The organism is Moorena sp. SIO4G3 (assembly GCF_010692305.1).
Lineage (GTDB): Bacteria > Cyanobacteriota > Cyanobacteriia > Cyanobacteriales > Coleofasciculaceae > Moorena > Moorena producens_A.
In genome coordinates this window covers 1-3,241 of the sequence record NZ_JAAHIG010000605.1, presented here as the reverse complement: position 1 = coordinate 3,241, position 3,241 = coordinate 1, and the positions used below count along the sequence as shown (strand labels likewise).

General features: G+C 43.5%; 1 protein-coding gene. It reads left to right on the top strand.

Annotated features, from left to right (window positions below; genetic code table 11):
• Positions 1 to 1,757 precede the first annotated feature (1,757 nt).
• Positions 1,758 to 3,164 carry a hypothetical protein gene (locus tag F6J99_RS43495; protein WP_293123269.1) on the top strand — a complete coding sequence of 469 codons (1,407 nt, stop codon included), beginning with the start codon at positions 1,758 to 1,760 and terminating at the stop codon, positions 3,162 to 3,164.
• Positions 3,165 to 3,241: the final 77 nt, after the last annotated feature.

Sequence of the window (3,241 nt, the reverse complement as noted above, 5' to 3'; positions counted from 1 at the left end):
AAGCAGATTTTAGAGATAGAACGGAAAGCCCGTTTGTAACTAAGTTAAGTGTAAGCATTTAGCTAATGCGCTACGCGCAGGCTACGCCAACAGCTGATAGCTGACAGCTGACAGCTGAATGCTTACCACCATAGTGAAAGTTAACACCGATAGACAACTTCAAATCAAGTTTTGCAGTTTTCAGCAATAGTCATAGTATAATTAGGCATTTACTGTTTCTCAACTTGGCAAGTAAGTTAGCAGAAAACCTGAATGCATTACCTATTTCATTCTTTTATTGTATTAAGTAAAGGAACAGTTAGTCGAGGAGACAAGCATGGACTACTGTTTCTGATTCCTTCAATAGTTGTTGATAGTTTTTGGTCTGCTCAAGGCACCTAGTAATTTATAGGTGCCTTTTTGTTAACAGTGCGGCTCTCCCGCCATTTTGGGGTAAACTGTAGAATACTTGTAAGCATTTAGCCGTCAGCCGTCAGCCGTCAGCCGTCAGCCTTTGGCTGATAGCACCTCAAGTAGCACCTCAAGTAGCGCATTAGCTGATAGCTGTTGGCGTAGCCTGCGCGTAGCGCATATGCTTACGAATAAGTTACAAATTCAAATTGATTGGGTTAACTTAGATGTAGTTGATTGACAAAAGTTTTGGAAGCTGTTGAAATACCGTAGGTTGGGTGGAGGAAGGACACCGAACGCAATCGGTTGTGGTTGTTGGATTTCATACTTCAACCCAACCTACATCGACGCCTATTTGTCAGTCAATCAGATAGTGTAAGTTCACACCGATAGACAACCTCGAAGCAAGTTTGGCAGTTTTCAGCAATAGTGATAGCGTAATTGTGCATTTGCTTTTTCTAAACTTGGCAAGTAAGTTAGCATAAAACGTGAATGCATTACCTATTTAATTCTTTTATTGTATTAAGTAAGGGAACAGTTAGTCGAGGAGACAAGCATGGACTACTGTTTCTGATTCCTTCAATAGTTGTTGATAGTTTATATTTGGTCTGCTCAAGGTACCTAGTCATTTATAGGTGCCTTTTTGTTAACCCAGGACTTACGCACAGAATCCATGGGTAGGGTGGGCAAGGTTTTGCCCACTACAGGTAGCTAGAACGAGGCGCACTACTACATAATAATAAGTTATCTCCTTTACTTTAAGGGGTACCCAGAGCCAGCCTGTGGCCTAGGAAAACTCTTAGGCTGGCTCTTCCCGTGGATTTGAATTTCCACACTTTAAGTATACCATAAAAAATATAAAATTATAGCATATTTTTAAAATTTTTGTAACAAATTATTGAGAGAGTCAGCACAGGGCGGTAACATTGCTCAATAATAGCGATGCACCCAGAATCAGTGGTTTGAATGTTAAGTTATATTTCGCCAGCAGGATCAGATCACGGGGGTATGGGAACATGATTTGGGATTACATATGGAGCAGCAAGACAAAACTCAAGAGCGCGGGTCTGATCACGACCGCCCCCTAAAACGTCAACATGCTCAGACAAAAAAAAGCCCGTTTCCAGCCCAGCTCAAAAGCGGGCGATGGATTGTCGCGTTCGCGACAATTCAAAATTAAAAATTATTAATTCAAAATGATTCGGACAATTCTATAGTTTGAATTGTGAATTGTCAATTACCCGGGGGTGACACCCGAAGTCTTAAAAGGCCAACTTTATTATAGTCTGGAATTTGAAGTTAGAAGTTGGAAGTTGGAAGTTTGAATCTCCTTAGTGGGGAAAGTTTACAGACCTAAAGGAATACAGATGACCAATACTCTCCTAGTCCCCATTCATCTAGACGCGCTTTTCTTAAAGCAACCGCAATCTGTTGTCGATCAGATGACAGATTACTCCGAGCTTCCCTATTGGGATCAAAGACCGGTCAATAATGACAATCCCTATATCAGCGACACCGTATTGTCTCCGCCTTTTGTAAATCTCAACTTGAACCTGAAACCGGGCATCCACCTCCATTGGGCTCTACCGGATGCCTTAACTCAAGGTCAAGTGGAAGATGATGGCAGCATTCAATTTCCCCTAGTGCCCAACCGCTGGTTGATTATGCGTCGGGGCGGTAACTTGCCAGATAAGCAGTGGGTGGTGGAAAGTGACTATCTCTATGCTGATTGTGAAAAGCAAGATGATACTATCAATATTCTCCACGATCCGACAGGAGAAGATCGCGATCGCCGCCCCTTTCGGTATCTGGGTCGCAAGCTGGAATTGAGCGAGTGGCAGCTTGGAGGTGATGGGGAATACATCGAAGCATTGTCAGCCATGGGACCATTCAGCCAACTTACCAGTTTAGACAACGAAAAGGCCACTTTTGCGGCCTTCTATCCCAACTGTCGCAGTGTTTTTGGTTTCCACGACCCCGACTGCACCCAGCAATCTCCCCCCGAAGATTTGCAATATGATGTGATCGGTTGGTATAGTTCTACTGACAAAGATTACTTCACGCAATTCCTTAAGGAGCATTCAAGGGAAGATCCTCAAACCCTCAAGGCATCAATAAAAGAGGTGTTCGGTTGGAATATAGATGAAATAGATAATCCAGCAACTCTAGAAGGGATGCTTTGCTACAGTCGCTTGACTTTTAAGGCAACGGGCTCTTTGCAAGACCCGGTACCCCAACTGGCAAAACCCACCATTGCTGTGGGTAATAGCCCCACCGAAGCTCTGGCCGCTTACCTGGCTTCTCAATTGAGCGGTAACCCCGAACACCGTGAAATTATCGAAGAACAGTTGGAAGCTCTGGAATTGAATGAGCGCTTCCAGGGGGAGCAGCTCGATGTTGGCCCCAGATTCGAGCAGGCGCGACACGAAACTGGCTTTTCCAGAGAGTCTGCCGGGTTGCTCTGGCGAGTGATGCCGGTGGGAAATAAGTCTCTGTCAACTGATGCCCAGTCCCTGGAACAAACAACCCTACCCGAGGAAATTGCTGACCAACTCAATACCCTAAACCTGCGCCAGCAAGAATATGATCGCGCCCTAGCAAAAATTGGCATGATGCGAGAACAGATCTATGCTGACTGGCATAAATATATGCTGGCCAAATATAAAGATATAGATCAATTGCCCGATGATGATAATATCAAATATTACTTGACAAATACAAGTGATACAGCCTTTTCAGATCTAGTGAGGTATAATCAAGATATTATAATTTGAGCCAAACCAAGAAAAAAGTGAGACCTTATTCTATTGATTTACGTCATAAGATTATCAATGTGTATGAGAATGAACCT

What these genes read in the sequence shown, in the direction of transcription:
- F6J99_RS43495 (WP_293123269.1), top strand. Translation starts at nt 1,758, where the DNA reads ATGACCAATACTCTCCTAGTCCCCATTCATCTAGACGCGCTTTTCTTA.